This is a genomic window from uncultured Chitinophaga sp. (genome assembly GCF_937898475.1).
In the GTDB taxonomy this organism is placed as follows: domain Bacteria; phylum Bacteroidota; class Bacteroidia; order Chitinophagales; family Chitinophagaceae; genus Chitinophaga.
In genome coordinates this window covers 183424-203165 of the sequence record NZ_CALEJS010000015.1, presented here as the reverse complement: position 1 = coordinate 203165, position 19742 = coordinate 183424, and the positions used below count along the sequence as shown (strand labels likewise).

5 protein-coding genes are annotated in these 19742 nt (G+C 50.7%); all 5 read right to left on the bottom strand.

All coding sequences use genetic code 11. The annotated features are described in order from the left end of the window. Window positions 1–6 precede the first annotated feature (6 nt). The 5 genes from Q0577_RS07825 to Q0577_RS07805 are packed head-to-tail and all read right to left on the bottom strand — an operon-like array spanning window position 7 to window position 19742. Window positions 7–4245: a type I polyketide synthase gene (locus Q0577_RS07825; RefSeq protein WP_298734507.1), complete on the bottom strand. Its 4239-nt coding sequence runs from the start codon at window positions 4243–4245 to the stop codon at window positions 7–9. Window positions 4246–4257: 12 nt separating this feature from the next. Then, a complete protein-coding gene (locus Q0577_RS07820) occupies window positions 4258–7635 on the bottom strand; it encodes an amino acid adenylation domain-containing protein (protein ID WP_298734505.1) in 3378 nt (1125 codons plus the stop codon). Continuing rightward, window positions 7632–10865, bottom strand: a complete 3234-nt coding sequence (locus tag Q0577_RS07815; protein WP_298734503.1) for a type I polyketide synthase — start codon at window positions 10863–10865, stop codon at window positions 7632–7634. The genes Q0577_RS07820 and Q0577_RS07815 overlap by 4 nt, the downstream gene beginning before the upstream one ends. Window positions 10866–10881: 16 nt before the next feature. After that, window positions 10882–16347 carry a MupA/Atu3671 family FMN-dependent luciferase-like monooxygenase gene (locus Q0577_RS07810; protein WP_298734501.1) on the bottom strand — a complete coding sequence of 1822 codons (5466 nt, stop codon included), beginning with the start codon at window positions 16345–16347 and terminating at the stop codon, window positions 10882–10884. Continuing rightward, window positions 16335–19742 carry an amino acid adenylation domain-containing protein gene (locus tag Q0577_RS07805; protein WP_298734486.1) on the bottom strand — a complete coding sequence of 1136 codons (3408 nt, stop codon included), beginning with the start codon at window positions 19740–19742 and terminating at the stop codon, window positions 16335–16337. Before Q0577_RS07805 ends, Q0577_RS07810 begins: the two co-directional genes overlap by 13 nt.

Below are 19742 nucleotides of genomic sequence, written 5' to 3'. Positions count from 1 at the left end.
AACAAACTATATTTTCAGGGTACGACGGTCTTTTTTATGCTGTTGAGATTTAAGCAGGGTAGCTATGTTTATTTCCTGCGCCAGTAATTTTACGGTGGGCTTTGCGTAAAAATCCTTGAGGTCCAGCTGCACATTATACTGCTTCTGGATCCGTTTAAGCAGGGTCATGGCCTTTAATGAATTACCGCCCAGCTCAAAGAAATTATCTGTTGCACCTATCCTGCCGGCGGCCAGGAAAGACTGCCATAATTCGCAAAGCTCCGATTCCAGTTTACCTTCCGGCGCCACATAGTGACGGTCTGTGATCACAGTATTGTTCTCCTGTGTATCAGCAGCAATTTCTTTCCGGGGGCCTTTCTTCAGCAACTCGTCAACAGGCTGGCAGGCAACCAGGGCATTGCTGACGCCCTGCTGTAAAGTCAGTTCAAACAGCTTTACCAGCTCCTGTTCATCCCCCTCTCCGGGATGTATATCATCCAGGCTTATTACATGCCAATTGGGAATTTCTTCAGCAGCCTGCGACACAAAGAGCCGGGTATAAGCATCCGCATAAATATGCTCTGTTACATGGTGCAGCACAGACGACAGCCTGAGCGGTATCCATACAAAATCGGGTTGCCGGTCTTTAAATACCGCGTAGAGATGTTGAATGGACTGCAGTTTCTGGTGCTGGATGCGGATCAGGTTATTCAGGTCAGAGAGATCAGACACTTCCTGCTCTGCAGGGATGAAGATCACGCCGGAGATCCTGCCATGTTCTTCTTCCAGTCGTACGGCCAGTTGCTGCAAAGCGTCCCTGTCTGCAGCGTCAGCCACCGTAATAACAAGCGCTTCATAACGCTCAGACAAATACCTGGATAAAATGCGGCCCGTATGGCTGTCACCATTCACTACCAGGTAAACGCCCTTATTTTTTATAACAGCTACCTGCCCGTTGTTATCTGTCCTGATCCTGTCAAAGAACCGGATCCACCGTTTATTGTTACGCCAGGCAATGGCGGCATCTGAAAAATTGTACCGGATATCCTGCAGCAGCGCAGCACTGCTTTTACCAGGCGTGTCCAGGTCTATGCTGCAGAAAAATGCAGCGGCATTATTCCTGATGATCATTTCAGCGGTTTCCTTCACCAGGTGGAGGGATACATCGGCTGTTTCATTACCGGTTATACTGGCTCCCAGCCTTGCAATAAAGGTGAACTTCTTCAGGTGCTGCGCCTGGTTCATGATCAGCTGGCGGCACAACAAGGTGACGGGAATACAGGGCGCCATCAGGTCATCTTCCGCAACCAGCTCCCAGTTATAGATAAGCTGGTCTATTGCAATATCCTGGTCATCCAGGCGCTTAAAGAGCTGTTCGTAATGTTCCTGTTCATAAGGGTCCAGTGTAAACAGATCTGCTGCTTCTTCAAACACGGCCCCTGGCCTGACTTCAATAACACGGCCTGTAGCTGCCAGTTGTGTAAACACATCAGACAATGCTGTATCTGCATCCCTAAATACCAGGTAAGTAGCTGGTGTTTCCTGCCTGGGTTGTGCAGAGAAAATGCTTTTCTTCCAGTTAACGAAGTACAGTGAATCCTCCGGCGCTCTCTTATGGGTGCTTAACACAGCGCCGCCTGCCATCATCCGGCGGAACGGATCAACTCTTACCGGCAGTTCTGTTGCATCAAAAACATACCCCGGGGCGGATACTTTGTAATATTGCCGATGGTTGTTGAAGGCGTCCCAGTCAATAGCAACGCCGTTCTTCCATAACCGGCCCAGCGCCTGTAGATACCAGGCGTGATCATTACTCGCTTCCTTGGGATGCCTTAATACATTTACGCTCAGGTTATCCTGCCGGAAAAGCGGGTGTTGTTTCAGGAAGGATGTCAGCACACCGCCTGAGCCAATTTCGATATAACTGGCAGGACCTCTTTCCAGCAGGTATTCCAGGCCCTTTACAAAGTTTACAGTGTGGCGCAGATGGCGTACCCAGTACTCGGGAGAAGTAGCCTCCAGGGCGGTAATTTCCTTTCCGCTCAGGTTGGAAACAAAAGGTATCTGCGGAGCATGCAGCGTTACCTGGTGTACTGCCATACGGTAATCATCCAATATGCCGTCAAACATGGAAGAGTGTGCGGCGATGGAGATCTTCAGCGCTGTGAAATTGATACCATCCCTTGTCAGGGCATCGGTCAGCAGGCGGATATCCTCTTTAGGACCTGAAAGCACACAGGAGTCCTCCATGTTAATGGCTGCGATGGACAGCTTACCGAGGTAAGGCTGCACATCTTTTTCTGACAGCTCTACACCTACCATTCCCCCTTCAGGAACAGTATCAGTAAGATCAGCCCGGGTAATGACCAGTTGCAGTGCATCGTCAAAAGAGAACACACCGCTGATGCAGGCGGCCACATATTCGCCCAGGCTATGCCCTATCATATAATCCGGCCGGATGCCGTTCTTCATCAACAGCTTCGCCATGGCATATTCCACCAGGAAAAGCGCAGGCAACATATAACGGATGGAGTTGATCAGCTCTTTGTCAACCTGTGCTGCATTGGTATAACCCAGTACCTGTCTGAAATCCCGGCCGGTTTTTTTCTTTAGCTTTTCAAAGCCTTCATCCATCAGTGCTTTGAAGCTGGCATCCGCCTGGTACAACTGCTCCGCCATTCTGAAATACTGGCTTCCTCCGCCGGAGAACATGAATACAACGTGACCAGGCTGATGTTCCCTGCCATTGTCCGGTAAACCGGCAAATGTTTTTTGCTGTTCATCATATACCAGGAAACTGCGGTATTTAAAATGTTTTCTGCCGGTTTGCAATGTATAGGCAAGGCCGGAAAGATCAGGAGACTTTTGCGCTTCTACAAAGCCCCTGAGCTGCTGCCCGTAGTTATTTAAAGCAGCAGGCGTTCTGGCAGAAAACACCAGCAGGCGGTGCGTTTGCTCCGGAGGCAATAACTCCCGCTCGGGCGCTTCCTCCAGGATGGCATGTGCATTTGTACCGCCGATACCGAAACTGCTGACGCCCGCTCTCAGCGGCTGCCCGTCCTTTCGCTCCCACTGCTGTAATTCGTTATTTACATAAAAAGGCCCTGCTTCGAAATTGATGTCGGGATTAGGCGTACTGAAATTAATAGAGGGCGGCAGGGTTTTATGCTGCAGCGACAATGCCGTTTTTATCAGCCCCGCTACACCGGCTACCGCATCCAGGTGGCCCAGGTTGGATTTTACAGAACCAATGGCACAGCGGTGCGTTGTATTATAGCCAAACGCTTTGTTCAGGGCTTCAATCTCCACCGCATCACCGATCCGGGTACCGGTGCCATGTGCTTCAATATAGGTGATGGAAGCTGGCTCCACACCGGCCACTTTGTGGGCCAGGCTGATACATTCTGCCTGACCGTTTACGCTGGGCGCAGTATATCCCACTTTACGTTTGCCGTCGTTATTCACCGCAGTTGACCTGATCACGGCATAGATGTGATCTTTATCCTGTATGGCGTCTTCTATTCTTTTCAATACCACGATGCCGATGCCTTCACCAAACAAGGTACCCGTAGCATCTTTGTCAAAGGCCCTGCAATGTCCATCCCTGGAAGCGATCATCCCTTCTTCAAACCAGTAACCCTTCTCTTTGGTGGTAATGAGGGTAGCACCGCCTGCCAGCGCCATGGAGCATTCCTTCATCAGGAGGCTTCTGCAGGCAAAGTGTACGGCAGACAAGGAGCTGGAGCAGGCCGTATCAGTGAAAAAGCCCGGGCCCCTCAGATCCAGGTTATAGGCTACCAGGGTGCTGATAAATGATTTATCGGCCAGGCGCCTGCTCATAAAGGAGCCTACTTCATTATTGGGGTTAAGCAAGGCGTGTGCCCGCCAGTTGAGGTTGTCTGATGCAGCTAAATACAATCCTATCTTACCTTTATATGCTTCGGGGTTACAGCCCGCATCCTCCAGGGCTAACCAAACCTGCTCATGCATCAGTCTTATCTGTGGGTCCATCAGCGCCGCCTCTCCTTTGGTATAGCCAAAAAAAGCATAGTCAAAACGTTCCGGGTGGCTGATCGTTGAGCTGACCGGGATGTAGTTGGGATCGTTGATCAGTTTTTCATCCACGCCCAGTTCCCTTAGCTCCTCTGGCTTATATGAGCACACCAGTTCCTTTCCTGCCACCAGGTTATCCCAGAATATCCTGATATTCTCAGATTGCGGAAACCTCCCGGATAATCCTATTATGGCAATGTCTTTTTTATTCATCTCGAAAATCAATTAAAATGAATCAATCATGTCATCCATATCTGCTGCAACGAAGGCATCATCTACCGCTGTTGTTTCCTTCTGACTTTCCTCAAACAGGGCAACCAGCGCTTTAATGGTAGTATACTGGAACAGCAGTACGGGCTTTATATCCACGTTGAACGTCTTCCTGATCTCCTGCAGGATCCTGATCAGCTTTATGGAATTGGCGCCCAGGTCAAAGAAGTTATCATTGATACCTATTTCAGCGGGGGATCTTCCCAGCTCTTTTGCGAATATGGCCGTCAGCAGCTGCTCCTTCTCATTGCGCGGGGCTACATATGCTATACTGGTTTTTAAGGTGCTGCTAACCGGATCAGGCAGGGCTTTTTCATCTACCTTTCCGTTGGCGCTGAGTGGCAACGCTTCCAGCTGGATAAAGTAAGCGGGGATCTCAAAGTCCGGCAGTTTAGTGGCCAGATAGCTGCGTAAAGTGGTGGCATCTTCCTGCTCATCAGATACCACATAGGCTACCAATTCGGGTTCCTGGTCATTACGCCTGCTCACTGTCACCACCGCTTCCCTGATAGCGGGCTTCAACAGCAGTTGCGCGCTTACTTCACCCAATTCAATCCTGTGGCCGCGGATCTTTACCTGGCCATCGCGACGGCCTATGTATGTGATGCTGCCGTCGCTGTTCCATTTTGCGATGTCGCCCGTTCTGTAGACCCGGCCACCCGGTTTAAAGGGATCTGCAATAAACTTCTCACTGCTTAACGCAGGCTTGTTCAGGTAACCCCTGGCCACCTGTATCCCGCCTATCAGCAGCTCTCCCGGTATGCCAACCGGCTGCAGCGCCATGGCTGCATTTACAATGTATATACTGGTATTGGCAACAGGGTATCCTATGCTAACGCCCTGCGTATCGATGGCTGCATCTGTGAGATCAACAGCGGTAACATCAATGGCAGCCTCCGTTGGCCCGTAAAGGTTATGTATACGGCTGCCCTGCTGCTGCCTGCATGCTTTCACCACCTTAGCAGGCAATGCTTCACCACTGCAAACAATGTGCTGCAGGCTGCTGCAGGCGCCCTGTTCCAGGCTGCTTAAAAATATATTCAGCATGGAAGGCACGAAATGAATGATGCTCACCTTTTCTGCTTCCACCAGGCTTTGCAGGTAGAACGGATCTTTATGTCCGTCAGGAACCGCAAATACAACCGTTGCCCCGGAGATCAGCGGCAGGAACAACTCCCATACCGATACATCAAACGTATAGGGCGTTTTCTGCAGGAATACGTCACCAGGTGTTACCTGCAGGTATTCCTTCATCCATACCAGGCGGTTATATAAGCCGTCATGCTGGTTTAATACCCCTTTAGGCGTTCCGGTAGAGCCGGAGGTATAAATACAGTAAGCAATATCGTTCCCGGATGGTGTGACCAGCAGCGGTGCAGTATCATATTGATCCTGCAGGGTAAAGAAGCGGGACAGTTCTTCTTCATTCACCAATACCCTTGGTTGCGCATCTTCCAGGATATATGCCACCCGCTCAGCAGGATAATCGACACCGATCGGCATATAGGCAGCGCCTGATTTCAGGATGGCGATGATAACGGGCAGCATACGCTCACTTCTTTCCAGCTGTATGCCAACCAGGTCATTGTTGGCGATGGAGTAATGCTCCACCAGGTAAGCGGCCAGCTGGCCGGATATGCGGTCCAGCTCCGCATAGGTATATGACCGGTCACGGAACTTCAGCGCCACCTGCTCCGGCCGCTCTTTCACCTGCTCAGCAAAGAGATCCAGGATGGTTTGCTGCTGCGGATAGGCGCGGGCCGTCTGGTTGAAATCTGACAACACCTGCTGCAGTTCATTCCCCGCCAGGATATCCGCTTTGAGCACCGCTGCCTGTGGAGCGTGTACCAGTGCGCCCAGCAGGTTTTCAAAATGGCTGGCCATTCTTTGTATGGTGGACAGCTCAAAAATATCTGTATTATATTCCCAGCTCAGGGATAAACCATGACTGTTTTCGTCTGCATGCAGGGAAAGATCATACTGGGCAAAGGGCCTGGATTGCTCCATTGGCCTTAAAGACAGACCAGGTAGCTTTACAGCCGCTTTCTCATTGTTCTGCAACACGAACATCACCTGGAAAAGCGCACTGTAGGCGGCATTCCGCTCCGGCTGCAGTTCAGACACCAGCATATCGAACGGCATTTGCTGATGGGCATAAGCGTCAAACAACATTTGCCTGGTCTGGCGAATCAGCTCAATAAAACTTCCTGTTACGGATACCTGGCTTCTTAATACGAGCATATTGACAAAGAAGCCGATCAACCCGGCTACTTCCGGTTGCTCGCGATTGGCAATGGGCGTACCCACCACTATATCGTTCTCATTGCTGTAGCGGGCCAGTAACACCGTGAATACGGCATATAAACCGGCGAAGAGCGTAGCCCCTTCTTTATCGCAGATGGCCTTCAGCTGATGTAATGTATCCGCATCGATCTTTGAATAGATGGTATTACCTGCGAAGGTTTGTATAACGGGACGGGGGCGGTCCAGCGGCAGGCTGTGCACCGGTGGTAAATTACTCAGCTGTGCTGACCAGTAGCTTTTGAGCTCCTCCAGCACCTCGCCTTTCAGCCACTCCTGCTGCCATTGGGCATAGTCGGCATACTGGATCGTCAGCTCCGGTAAGGGGTTCTCCTGCCCCTGGCAATAGGCGGTATACAGTGCGCAGAACTCTTTTATCAACACCCCGATAGACCAGCCATCAGTGGCAATATGATGCATTGTTACCAGCAGCACAAAAGCCGTTGCGCCCGTCTTCACCAGGCGAACCCTTAACAGTACATCCTGCTGCAGGTTGAAACCTGCTTTTGATTCCGCTGCCTGCAGCTGTTGAATACCCGCCGCCTGCGCTGTTGCATCCAGCTCAGACAGATCGTCCTGTTGTATGGTGAAATGTGCCGCCGGCTGCACCAGCTGCTGAACGTCCCCGCTTTCGCTTAAGGTATAGCTGGTCCGTAATATTTCATGGCGTTCAACAATGGTATGGAATGTGCGCTGAAGAACGTCTATATCCAGTGTACCTTCCAGCAGCAGGGCATTGGAAATATTGTAATGTGCGCTGCCTTCGATCTGGTCCAGTATCCACAGGCGTTGTTGTCCGTAGGACAATGCCCCGGGAGCATTACTACTTCTGCGTTGTATAGCCGGCCGTTTCTGCCGGGAGCTGTTGGTTTGCCGGAGCAGCTCCTTTATTTCCTCCTTATGCTCCTTCAGGCGGTTGAGCAGATCGCTGTCTATCCCGCCTTCGGGTAACTGACATAAAAGTTTACCATCTTTCACAGACAGTTTTACATGATTATGTACCAGTTCTTCCAGTAATACGGCTACCGTCATAGTTCCAAATAATTATCTGCATTACTGTTCTCAATAGCGATATTGCCAACCAGCTCCATCATTTTCTTCTTAGACTCTACCAGGGCGGCTAATTCCTGTATGGTTAAGCATTCTGATAGTTCCTTAAATGATAGGGGCATGTCAAATTCATCAGACAGGCGCGTCATCAGTTTGGTGGCCAGCAATGAATTACCTCCTACTTCAAAGTAATTATCCAGCGCACCTACGGGGTAGTATCCCAGGATGTCTCCCCAATGCGCGGCTATCCTTTGTGCTGTAGCTGTTGCCGGTGCTACAAAAGCACTGCTCACAGTCCTCGTTTTATGGGTATCCTTTGCATCCGGCAGATCATCTTCCCGGCTGTTCAGCGAGGTATCATCATAGAGGGCTTCGATCCTGTTGTAGATGTTATCCGCCCCGGCCGGGAAGAGCGCTCTGATATCATCCAGGTATTGCGTGTGCAGATCACTCAGCCTGCCCAGCACTTCCTCAGAGAGCTGTTGTTTACTATCAAGTGGCAGTTCCACAAAAGTTCTCAGGCTGCCACAGGAATAGCGCTCATTTGTATGGTGGTATGAATGCTTTATTTCGCTGAATGTCTTGTGCTGTACATGGAGACTGGGCTTCCAGAAATAATTCTTTGAAAATACATACCCGGGCAGCGAAACCCGCCTGCCGTCATGCACTGCCGGCCATTCAAACGTTACACCCTCTGCATACAACCGGGCTTTGGCCTGGCAGAATTTAGTGATAGCATCGGCCGCGGTGGCAGTTTTGGGCAGCAGGTTCACCGTACCGGCCTGCTGTTTGAAGATGGCCCTGATGAAAGAGGACAGGCCATTACCCGGACCCACTTCAATAAAAGTGGGATTGGAAGTATATTCAGCTGCCTGCTGCGCCGCGTCCAGGAATTGAACGGGGTGGATGATCTGATCCAGCCAGTATTGTTTAGTGCAGAACAACTCAGCACTTACCAGGCCACCGGTATACGTTGAAAAGATCGGGGCGTTAAATGGTTTGAATTCAACTTCAGACAGGATCTTTTCATATGCAGCCAGCGCATTGTTCATCATGGGCGTGTGGTAGGCATGGGATACTTTCAGTTTAATGTATTCAATCTTGTTGGCGGACAGTAGTATACATTGCTGCTGGATATCTTCTATAGTGCCCCCTACTACTATACTATCGGGTGCATTGACCGCACAAACAGATATGTTGTTCAACAGCAGGGGACTTAATTCTTCCTGGGTTGTGCGAACCAGGGCCATGGCGCCACTGGGCATCATTCCCATCAGGCGGCCGCGATGGTAAACCAGTTTCAATGCATCGTCCAATGTAAGGCAGTCAACAATACAGGCGACTACATATTCACCGAGGCTGTGCCCTATCAGTGCAGCAGGTTTAACACCCCACCTCTGTAAGGCATTTGCAAGGCAATATTCCACCACGAACAAGGCTACCTGCGTATATTCTGTACGATCCAGCAAACTGCTGTCTTCACCAAAAAGGATCGTTTTAAGATCAAAGGAGTATGCAGACTGCAGGAAAGAAAAGCAATGATCCATGTCTTCCCTGAAGGCGTCATACCTATCATACAGCGCCTTTGCCATGCCAGGATACTGGCTGCCCTGCCCGGGAAACAGGAACACCGTTTCAGACGCGGTGCCGGCTCCTTCAAAGCTGCGCTCTTCCTGTTCGCCCAGCAGCCGGGCCACCAGCTCGTCCTTATTGCTGCATACAAGGCTGTAACGGTAAGACATTTCTTTTCTTCCGTATATGGTAGTGAATTCAATATCTTCCAGTCGGATACCCGGTGTGGAGCGGATGTGCTCCGCCAGTTGCTTTTTCTGTAAGTGCAGGTTCCTCGGGTTCATGGCAGACAATGCCACCACCCGCGGCTGCTCCGGCAGTTCGACCCGTGCAAGCGCCGGGGCTTGTTCTATCACCAGGTGCACATTTGTTCCGCCTACGCCCAGTGAGCTCACTCCTGCCCTGCGGATGTTAAAATGCTCCGGCCATGCCTGGTGTGACTGGCTCACATAAAACGGTGATGTTTCCAACTGCAGCACCGGGTTGGGTGCAGAGAAATTAATACTGGGTACAAAGGCAGCATTATAAACACAGAGCACGGCCTTGATGAATGACGCGATACCCGCAGCCGCATCCAGGTGTCCGATGTTACTTTTCACGGAACCGATGGCGCAATATTGCTGCCTGTCTGTATATGCACGAAATGCTTCCGTCAGGGCCGTTACTTCTATCGGATCGCCGATCAGGGTACCCGTGCCGTGGGCTTCTATCATCCCGATGCTTGTGGGATCAACGTCTGCCACCGCAAGAGCTTCGAGGATCACATCGCGCTGTGTGTTCACACTGGGGGTGGTATATCCCTGCTTATTGGCGCCGTCGTTATTTACCGCAGTGCCTTTGATCAGGGCGTAGATATGATCTTTATCATTCAGCGCGTCTACCGCCCTTTTCAGGATAACAGCGCCAACACCGTATCCGTCCACCGTACCGCTGGCATCCTTGTCAAATGGGCGGCAAAGACCATCTTTCGAATAAATAGACTCCGGTACGTGTATATACCCGATCTTGTTATCTGTGCTATAAGACACACCACCGGCCAAAGCCATTTCGCATTCCCGGTTCAGGAGGCTCTGGCAGGCCAGGTGGATGGCCAGCAAAGAGGTGGAACAGGCTGTCTGGACACTCATGGCGGGACCGGTGAGGTTCAGTTTATAAGAGATCCAGGTGGCCAGGAAATCTTTCTCATTCAGTATCCTGTACAGCAAAGGATCTACATGCGCTGTTGGAGAGTTGGAGTTCAGTACATTTAACAGGTAGTGATTGGTAGACATACCGCAGAAGTTACCCACTGCTACATCCAGGCGGCTCACATCATAGCCGGCGTCTTCTATTGCATGCCAGCTGGTCTGCAGCAGCAGGCGGATCTGAGGATCCATATGCATTACTTCGGTATTGGATAAACCAAAAAAGTCTGCATCAAAATACCGGGCATCGCTCAGCCGGGAGGAAGCATTTACGAAGCGCTTGTGCTGCAGTATCTCCTGCGGGATCCCGGAGGCCTGTATCCTTTCCTCATCTGCCTTTTCAATACTGTTTACCCCATTCACCAGGTTCTGCCAGTACTCAGCAATGTTATTTGCTTTGGGAAAGCGGCCAGCCATCCCAATTACCGCAATATCGTTTTCAGAGATTCGTTCCATTTCTTTCCGGTTTGGATTAAATAGTACTGTTGCCACGGGCGCTCCTTCTCAGGGCGCCTTTGTTCACCGCTTTCTTCACGGTATTGTTTGTATCGCTTTCCCGGCTGCCAGCCTGTCCTATCAGCTTTGCCTGCTGCTGTATTGTGGGATTACGGAACAATTCAATTAATGAGAAATCAACATTAAATGCCGCCTTCAGCTTCTCATGCAGGCGTACGATCGCAATGGAATTGCCTCCCGCTTCAAAAATGCTGATGTGATAGGGAATGCTTTCCTTTTTCAATACCTCACACCAGATCTGGTAGATCTCCAGTTCCGTTTTATTGGTGATCTTCACCACCTCCTGCGTGGCAGGCTGCTGCGGTTTGAACGCCTTGAGCTGCTGCAGATTCACTTTCCCGTTTTCCATTAACGGGATAGCGGGCACGAAGGTGATATCCCTGGGGTTCATATAATCCGGCAGGGTATGTTTCAGGAAATCCCGGATGGTCCTTTCATTTACCTGTGCCCTGAACTGTTCCGTACCTGTGCGGGGCGGCTGCTTTCCATGATGCGGATGTACTGCGTAGAGCATGTAGGTATTTTCCTCACCGGGCATAGTAGCGTCGCCCATCACCAGCTCATCCACATTCACTTCGTATCCCTTATCCTGCAAAAGGTTCCGGATAATGTTCAGGTTATTGTCGCCATCCACTTCTACTGCCAGTTGATGTATCAGGGGCCAGTGCTCCGGACGGATACCTTCCAGTACCAGGCACTCGCTTTTCTCTACGTCCAGCTTCAACAGGTCGATAGCGGACAGGTTTAATTCATCTATCACGTCAGAGATGGTAGTGAGCTGGCACGCTACTTCCTTTGACAGGTACAGTGAAGAAAGATATTGCCCGATCTCATCTGATAAACCGGCCGAGCTTTCTACCTGTTCGTAAAAGGTTTTTACCACTTCCCGATGCTCTGCTGATAAATGACTGGTATTATTCTGCAGGCCTTTCTTATCATGCTCCATGTATTTGCCAACGGCGTCCAGTATGGTTTCACTGTCTGCAAACCTGCCAGACATACCCGCCATTTCAGGATAGTAGTAGAATGTTGCGCGCTCTTTTTTATTGGATACGCCGTAATTGATCACGCAGCCATTAATCTGGCGGTGCTCGAAATTCTTCTTCAGGGCGGAAAAGATCTGCGGGATAGGTTCAAAAGCGATCACAGTGGCGCTGGGTTGCCGCTGGCTCACATCAATACTGAAAGTGCCGATATTGGCGCCTACATCCAGCACCAGGCCGTTCTCCGGCACCGAAATACCATGCCTGAAGTAGATACCGCGTTCAATCACCTCCCGGTATAACATGGCGAGCTGCCTGTCTGACTGGTGATAGATCAGGCTACCATCCACGAAGTGAAAAGCTTTTGCTTCTTCTTCCGGGGCCACTTCCTGGTATTCGCCGTACACCAGTTCTTCTTTTACCACATAGGCAGCAAGGAAAGTGGCATCTTCTTCCTTCACCGCCACTACCTTACAGTTCTTCACGCCGGGCAGGCGGGAGATCGTTCTCTCTATTTCATCGGGTTCCACCCGGTAACCATTTACTTTTACCTGGTTGTCTTTTCTGCCGATGTACGCTAAAGTGCCGCCGGCATTCAGCTTCATCAGGTCGCCCGTACGGTAAAACCTGCGGCTGGCAGTATAGGGATGATCGGTCTCTATAAACGACCGCTCCGTAAGCTCACGGTTATTGTAATATCCCCTGGCTACCCCCAGTCCGCCGATGTATAACTCTCCCACCACACCTATTGGCACCTGTTGGCCAAACTCGTTCAGCAACAGCAGATCTGTATTGATAACCGGCCCGCCGATGTAAATATCATCCGGCTTTACCTCCCGCCATGCAGACCAGACGGTTGTTTCCGTAGGGCCGTACATGTTATATAGGCGGGCATTGGTAATAGTGGCCAGGCGCTTAACCAGTTCGTGGTTCAGGGCCTCACCCCCAATGAACCAGTATTGCAGGGAAGACAGATCATGGTGCTCCGCCTGGCTGTACACATCAGCTATAAGTTTTGACTGCGAGGGCGTCATCTGGATGTGAGTGAGCTGGTATTCATGGATCAGGTCCAGTTCTGTTTTCTGGTTGTCGATGTGCAGGAACTGCAGCAGATCAACATGGGAGTTATACAAATCTTTTGCTTTCACAATATGCTCCAATCCCGCCAGCACCTTATCATTTTCCACGCCGAAGTCAACCAGGCAGGCTACTTCGGTAACACCCATCTGCCGGATGCTGTGCAACATTTTCTGGCAGGATGCAGGGGAGCCGATCAGGGTATTATCCCTGCTGAACTTCTTATATGCCAGTTCAATCAGCTCTTCCCGCTGGGTGTTTACATCCAGTCCCAGTTCCCGGGCAAGGGGTTCCATCAGCTGGATGGAAGAACCCAGGTAATCCTTGAATGGCTGTTCGCTGACACCCAGCGCCACCTGCTCGGAGGGATCCATATAGGTATGCAGCATCAGGGTAACCTGCCTGTCTTCGATGCTGAAACCGTTTTCCTGCAATGCCTCGTGATAGATGGCGATATTGGCCGCCAGCTTCTCCAGGGACTGTCCCAGCATATGCGTAAGGATGTTGGCCCCGATAGACCCTGCATACCGGAATGTTTCAGGGCTTCCGGCGGCAGTGATCCACAGGGGCAGTTCTTTTTGTATGGGAACAGGCCTGATGTTAATGCTGAAGTCCTTATCCACACCGTTCTTGCGTATTACAGGGTTTCCGGCCCAAAGTTCCTTTAATTCGGTTATTTTCTCCCTCATCTCCTGGTGACGGTTACGATAACTATCGCTGGCCAATACGAAATCATTGGGGTGCCAGCCGGAAGCAATGCTCAGGCCTATCCTGCCATTGCTGAGATTATCGATGATGGACCATTCTTCCGCCACCCTGACGGGATCGTGCAAAGGCAGCACCACACTGCCTGCACGTATGCTGAGCCGTTGGGTAACAGCAGCCAGTGCCCCACCCAGTACAGACGGACTTGCAAATGCACCGCCAAACTCACCGAAGTGACGTTCCGGCGTCCATATGGCTTTGAAGTCATGCCTGTCTGCAAATTTTGCGGTTTCCAGCAGCAGGTCATATTTATTACCTTCCTGCTTGTCTGCACCAAAGAACAAAACGCTGAAATCCATTTTCCTGGCAGGCTGCAGGCGATCTGCCGGCAGCAGCTTAAAAGGATTGGTTTGCTGCAGCACGACGGTATGGCCCCTGGAGATGGTCCAGATCAGTTCCAGGACGGAAATATCGAAATTGATACTCGTCTGGGCTAACCACCGCTGTGTTGCATCACTGCCAAAGGAGAGGTCCAGCGCTTTGAGCAGGTTGCTTAAATTTCCCTGTGTTACCTCAATGCCTTTTGGCTTTCCAGTGGTACCGGAAGTAAAGATGATATATGCTGCATGGCTGTCTTCGTATATGGATGGTATTGCTGCAGCTGTTTCGGGGAAACCGGCCTTATCCAGGTAAACAAACTGCGCTGCTGTTTCAACTTTTAAATATTGTTCCTTCAGCGGTTCCAGTGTCACAATACACTTAGGCTGCGCATCTGCTATGATCTGGCCGATCCTGTCAGAAGAGTATACAGGATCTAATGGAATATAGGCTGCACCCAGTTTAAAGCAGGCAAAGATGCTGGCTACCAGTTCGGGGCTACGCAGCAGATAAAGCCCAACACTGTCACCGCGCTGCACACCGCGGGCTGATAATAAACGTGCAATGGATGCCACCTGCTCTCCCAGTTGCTGATAGCTGCAGGGAACATCATTGCAGATGATCGCCGTTGCCGCAGGTATGCGCTGCAACTGCTGATCAAAGCCGCCGATGGCGCTTATTGCCTTACCATCCAATGGCAGCGTCTGACCTTTCAGGTGCTGATAGATATTGGCCGCTTCTTTTTCGCCAACCATGCCGATGTTAAAGACATTTTCGTCGGGATCAGCCAGCAGCCCTGCCAGTAACGACCCGAAATGATCTGCCATACGGACGATAGTATCCTTTTCAAAGAGGTCTACATTGTATTCCCATGATAGCAGCAGGCCATCTGCTTTCTCGGTAATGTTCAGGCTAAGATCATATTTGGCGCTGCTGCCGGGCAGGTAATTGGCGGGTTCCATCACCAGCTCAGGCAAAGAGAATGTTGCCGGCTGATTGTTATGCAGCGCCAGCATCACCTGGAATAAAGGATTATGACTGAGCGTACGCTTCACGTTTAATTCCTCTACCAGTTTTTCAAAAGGCATCTGCTGATGCTGATAGGCGGCCTCCAGCATCTGTTTACTTTGCCTTAACAGGGCTCTGAAACCAGGCCTTTCAGAAAGGTTGCTTCTTAACACCAGCAGGTTCATGAAAAAGCCTACCAGGTTGGCTGTTTCCGCCTGTTCGCGGTTGGCGATAGGGCAGCCTACCACAATATCCGTTTCATTGCTGTACCTGGCCAGTAATGTGCTGAAAGCCGCATGAATGCCCATAAACAGGGAGGCAGATTCTGCCTGGCACAGCTCATACAAAGCATTGAGCAGCGCTTTAGGGAGGTAGGAATTGTAAGTATCACCTTTAAAGCTTTGCATAACAGGCCTCGGCTTATCCAGCGGCAGGTTATGGAGCAAAGGCAAACCGGCCAGCTGCTGCTTCCAGTAAGTGGTGTGTTCTTCCAGCACTTTTCCCTTCAGCCATTGCCGTTGCCACCAGGCATAATCTGAATACTGTATGCTTAACCCGGGTAAGGGATTGGGTTCCCCTTTGACGTAGCTGGTATATAGCGCATTGATCTCGTTCACCAGTATCCCGGCAGACCATCCATCTGAAGCGATGTGATGCATATTTGCGATCAGGACATGCTCTTCTGCGCTGATCTTCAGCAGGCGTACTTTCAGCAGGAGATCTTTGGTCAGATCAAAGATGCGGCGGGTTTCTTCGCGGATGATGCGGCCAAGCTGCAGTTCAGCGCTTTCCAGCGAAGGGTCCAGCACTTCTACTGTTATTTGATACTGGCTGATATTTTGTACCTGCTGTACAGGCTCACCGGATGCATCCACCAGGAAAATACTACGCAGGCTTTCATGCCTTTGCAGAATGGTTAAAAAAGTCCGGTCCAGCGCATCATAGTTCACCTTGCCTTTCAGCTTAAAGGCGGAGGTGAGGTTATAATGATTGCTGCCTTCATTGATTTTATCCAGCAGCCACAGGCTTTGCTGGGAAAATGACAGAGGCCTGGGCACAGCAGCGCTTACCCGCTGCACCCTGGGCACTTCACGGGTTTGCTGTTCGATCAATGCGATGATCGCCGCCTTATGCGCTTTCAGGAACAGCCTGTCTTCATCACTTACAAGGCTCAGATCTCCCTTTACCAGGAGTTTATCCCCGGCCGCTTCAAAGGCGATACCCGCCTGGATTAATTTCGTCAGTTGCTGTTTTATGATCAGATCTCCCATATTTCAGAATTTTTCTCGTTCAGTATTGTGTTTTCGGGATTTGCCAGGATGCCGCGCCTGAACACTATTTCTTCTTCTACCGCCTGCGCCAGTTCCTGTATATGCTGCGCTGCAAATACCGCTTTCATTTGCAGCTTGATATCAAAGACGCTGTTGATCCGGTACAGCATGCGGGTAATGTGCAGGGAATGTCCGCCCAGCTCAAAAAAGTTGTCGGTAATACCGATGTTGCCGCGCTTCAGGATCTCTTCCCAGATCAGCACCAGTTGTTTTTCCACTGTTGTTGCGGGGGGTACATAGGCATTGGAAGACAACAGGTGATTACCTATTGCAGGCAGCCTGCTCTTATCTGTTTTGCCGTTGGAGTTTAAGGGCAACGCATCTACCTCCACCAGGTAAGCAGGCACCATATAATCCGGCAGGGCTTTGGCCAGGCGTTTTCTCAGGGCCTGCCTGTCAATGGTGGCGATGCTTACCACATAGGCGGCCAGTACAGATTCGCCGTGCTGCTTCACCACATCCACATAGGCCTGGCTGATGCCTTCCTGGGACAACAGTACGTGCTTTATTTCCGAGAGCTCTATCCTGTAGCCTCTCAGCTTTACCTGGTCATCATTACGGCCCAGGTAAACCAGGTTCCCGGTATAGTCAAGACAGGCGAGATCGCCGGTCTTATAAAGGCGCTCCTGCTGATGGTATACAAAGCGTTCTGCTGTCAGTTCGGGCAAATTCAGGTAGCCGGCTGCCAGGTGCTCACCGCCAACATACACCTCCCCGGTTACCATTGGCGGCACCGGCTGCAGGTGTTTGTCAAGGAGGCAGATATGTGTATTGGGCAGCGGCTTACCGATAGGTACATAGCTAAGCAGCTCCTGTGCTCCGCTGCTCATGGTATAGCTGGTCACCACATGTGTTTCGGAAGGACCATAGTGGTTATGTAATTTAACGTGGGGCAGCTGCCGCAGGAACGCTTCCAGGTTCCTGTTGAGGGTAAGCTGCTCGCCGGAAGAAAGTATGTGCTGTATCTTGTTGTCCGCAATGAATGCCGGCGTCAGCGCATCAAAGAAGCTGCTGAGGGCTGAGAAAGGGAAAGACAGGATTGCTATTGCATGTTCAACAATGTAAGCGGACAGTAATGCAAAATCTGCTTTTAAATGCTCCGGTGTAATAAACAATGTACCTCCGCTGCATAGTGTGAACCAGCAATCCTGTACAGACACATCGAAGCTGAAAGAATTGTATTGCAACAGGCGCAGGCCGCTGTCTATCCCCGAATGATGTATGTTCCACTGGATCAGGTTATTCAGCATACGATGCGTTTGCACAACACCTTTAGGCTTACCGGTAGAGCCAGAAGTATAGATAACAAAGGACGGATCATCCGGAACATTGACCGGTCCGGGATTGGCCGCCGTCCAGGCAGCGCCTTCAAAAGTGTCCAGGTATAGTACATTGTAAGCGGCAGCTGTTCCGGGCGGCAGCAATGCCGTTGTGGATACAATTAATTGTATTCCTGCATCCTCCAGTATGTACTTAATCCGGTCTTCCTGGTATTTATGATCAATGGGCACATAACAGGCGCCTGATTTCATAATGCCCGTCATAGCCACCACATTCAGGTGCGAACGACCCAGCAGCACACCTACCTTTGCCTGAGGCAATACCTTGTATTGTTGTCTTAAGCAATGGGCCAGCTGGTTGGCCTGTTCGTTGACCGCACGATAGGTATAAGTCTGTTCTTCAAACTGCAGGGCGATCTGCTCCGGCGTTTTCAACACCTGCTCTTCAAAATACCTGATCACACCTTCTTTGCGATAAGCACTGGCATCTATGGCAGACCGGATCACGCTTTCTGCTGCAGACAGGTAATTGATAGCAGACAAAGGCGTAGATGGTGATGCCAGTATCCTGTTGAGCAGCAGCTTAAAATGCTCCATAAACTGGCGGATCAATGTTGCCTCATAGAGATCGGTATTATACTCTACCCTGAAAGTCAACAGGTCGTTCAGCTCTTCTACATAGATCAGCATGTCAAATTTGCTGCTGCCACCGGTGTCTGCAACAATGCGGTCAATATCTTCCGGGGCAACCGTTCTTTCCGCCGCCTGATCACTGTTGCTCACTACCAGCATTACATCAAAGAGCGGATTACGGGATGTGTCCTTTTTAATCCGCAGGTCTTTTACCAGCTGCTCAAAAGGATATTGCTGGTTGGCATGAGCATCCAGCACGGTCTTCCATACTTTACGGAAAAAGTCATCGAAGCTGTCTCCTGCTTCCAGCGTATTTCTCAAGGCCAGTGTATTGGTATAAAATCCTACCTGGTCTTTCAGGCTGATATGCTCACGGGCTGCAAAGGGGCTGCCGATAATAATATCGTCGGCGCCGGTGTAACGGCTCAGTATAACATGCAGTGCGCTTAATACCACCATGAAAAGGGAACCATTGTTATTCCGCGCGTATGTTTTCAGCTGAGCGCTTACATCAGGGCCAATAAATGTTTTGAGGGTAGCCCCGTTATATGTTTTAACCGGTGGCCGCGTCTGCCTGGTTGGGAAATCCAGTACGGGCAGTTCACCGCTTAACTGGCTTAGCCAGTAGGCCTGTTGCTGCAACAGCGCCCGCTCCCTGAGCTGCTGCTGATACCAGGCCGCGTAGTCTTTATACTGTATTTCCAGGGGCGGCAGGTCGGGAGACTGATCTGCTTTAATAGCGTTATAAGCTGCCAGGATCTCCTTCTTTAAAACAGGTATTGACCATGCATCGCAGATAATGTGATGCATGTTACAGTAAAACACATAATGATCAGGGGCTGCCTGCAGGATGGCCGCCCTGATGAGCGGGCCCTCTTCCAGGCTGAATAAAAGCGAATGATCCTGTATAATGTAATTACGTATAGCTTCCAGGGGCGCTGTATCATTACTGTAGTCCAGGCAGGGTACCTCAAAGCGCATATCAGCCCTGGGAAGGATGTACTGCCGCAGCTCATGCTGATCATCCAGCCTGAACACGGTACGCAGGATCTCATGCCGGTCAACCACATAGTTCACCGCGGCCTGCAGGCAGGCTGTATCGTATTCGCCGTGAAGAACAAGCTGGAATGGAATATGATAGGCAATAGAAGCGGCGGCTGATTGCGATTCCAGCCAGAGCCTGAGCTGAGCGTTAGACACGGCATAGGAAGCAGCCACCGCCACCCGGGGAATGTCTTTGAAACTATGTGTCCGGGTAATGGAAGACAGGTATGCTATCACTTCCTGCTTATGTTGCTTCAGCAGGGCAATGGTATCTGCATCAACACCGTCCTTCAGCATCAATACTTCGAGTTGGTCTCCGGCCAGCTTAACGGCTATTCCTTTTTCGCGTAATCCTTTAACGAATGCAACTATTTCCAT

What these genes read in the sequence shown, in the direction of transcription:
- Q0577_RS07810 (WP_298734501.1), bottom strand. Translation starts at nt 16,347, where the DNA reads ATGGGAGATCTGATCATAAAACAGCAACTGACGAAATTAATCCAGGCG.
- Q0577_RS07815 (WP_298734503.1), bottom strand. Translation starts at nt 10,865, where the DNA reads ATGGAACGAATCTCTGAAAACGATATTGCGGTAATTGGGATGGCTGGC.
- Q0577_RS07820 (WP_298734505.1), bottom strand. Translation starts at nt 7,635, where the DNA reads ATGACGGTAGCCGTATTACTGGAAGAACTGGTACATAATCATGTAAAA.
- Q0577_RS07825 (WP_298734507.1), bottom strand. Translation starts at nt 4,245, where the DNA reads ATGAATAAAAAAGACATTGCCATAATAGGATTATCCGGGAGGTTTCCG.
- Q0577_RS07805 (WP_298734486.1), bottom strand. Translation starts at nt 19,742, where the DNA reads ATGGAAATAGTTGCATTCGTTAAAGGATTACGCGAAAAAGGAATAGCC.